The sequence below is a fragment of the Pseudomonas sp. MIL19 genome (assembly GCF_028680365.1).
Taxonomy (GTDB): domain Bacteria; phylum Pseudomonadota; class Gammaproteobacteria; order Pseudomonadales; family Pseudomonadaceae; genus Aquipseudomonas; species Aquipseudomonas spirodelae.
On sequence record NZ_JAPPVG010000081.1, the window covers coordinates 1 to 1,124 of the forward strand.

2 protein-coding genes are annotated in these 1,124 nt (G+C 51.2%); both read right to left on the reverse strand.

Features of this window, described 5'->3' with window-relative positions; genetic code table 11:
- Positions 1-99: 99 nt before the first annotated feature.
- Positions 100-345 carry a type II toxin-antitoxin system Phd/YefM family antitoxin gene (locus tag N1078_RS19435; protein WP_248098820.1) on the reverse strand — a complete coding sequence of 82 codons (246 nt, stop codon included), beginning with the start codon at positions 343-345 and terminating at the stop codon, positions 100-102.
- Between the two features lie 132 nt (positions 346-477).
- A complete protein-coding gene (locus tag N1078_RS19440) occupies positions 478-1,032 on the reverse strand; it encodes a YagK/YfjJ domain-containing protein (RefSeq protein ID WP_337993332.1) in 555 nt (184 codons plus the stop codon).
- Positions 1,033-1,124: the final 92 nt, after the last annotated feature.

A 1,124-nucleotide genomic window follows, 5' to 3' on the forward strand; every position in this document is an offset into this window, starting at 1 on the left:
CTGGTAACAAAATCAGCAATCCGCCCTGGGTCAAATTTCAATCGGCAGGGTGGGTCAATTTTCCATCAGCGCCAACACGCAGAAGGCAGAAACTCAAGCTTATAAGTCATCCAGGGTTACCGCGACAGCTGTCTCAGCAGCACGCGCCTTGACCATCTCGACTAGTTCTAGATCATCCAAACGGTCCAGCATTTGCTCGTAAAGCTCTGCCGGCACCATGTAGCCCATAACGCGATTATGGTTGAGCACAGCCACTGGCATGCCTGCTGCGCCAGCCATTACGCCAGATGGGTTCTTCTTCAGCTCTGATACACTGACTGCTATGTCAGCCAAAATGCTCTGCATATCTAAGCCCTCAATTAAGGTCTTTATTTTGGTTTTTATATCCAGCCAGTGCAAGCAATAAACATCACCTAAACCTCATCATCTATGGACAATGAATCGATGCACACACCGGCCAGATTGGACGCCTAAAGCTCAGCAAACCTGCCCTTTGCGCAGACACTTCGCCCTCAATGGTTTCATCAGCAGAGACTGTTCATCTTTGACCAGGTAGCGCATTGCTTCATGTAGATGCTGACGGGCACGCAGATCGTCACGCCCGATCATGCCGATACCCAGCCGCCCCTGATACCGATCCTTGTCGTGATTGCAGCTATTGAAGCAGCCATAGCCTCGAGTGATGCGTTCCCACAACTCCCCAATTAGCTGCGCCTTGTGAATATCCCCACGTACCTCATTGCCATTAAAGAAGAAAGCCGCATGGATGTGATAACCCCTATCCTGCCCCTGCTCAACGCTACAGATGTAACCGGTCTCATGGTCGAAGATCGAATTACTCTCACGCTCAACCATCAGCTGATCCAGGTCATCGAATACCTGCACGACACTAAGCCTGACCTGAGCTTCAGAGCGGTAGTATAAATCGACCCTGACGATGGTGGTGCGCGAGTAACGGTCAACTACAGCATCCGTGTAATCAGTGACCACTCTCTCCTGCTGACGAGCCAGATAGCGACGATCATCCTTCATGCGTCGATACCACTTCGTAAGCGTCCAGCCAAGTCACCTTCCGAACTCCAGCATTAAGGGCGATGGTGTCCGCGTATTTTTAAGCGGACGCG

Bases quoted from the DNA above. Each gene is read 5' to 3' on its own strand.
- N1078_RS19435 (WP_248098820.1), bottom strand. From the start codon at position 345: ATGCAGAGCATTTTGGCTGACATAGCAGTCAGTGTATCAGAGCTGAAG.
- N1078_RS19440 (WP_337993332.1), bottom strand. From the start codon at position 1,032: ATGAAGGATGATCGTCGCTATCTGGCTCGTCAGCAGGAGAGAGTGGTC.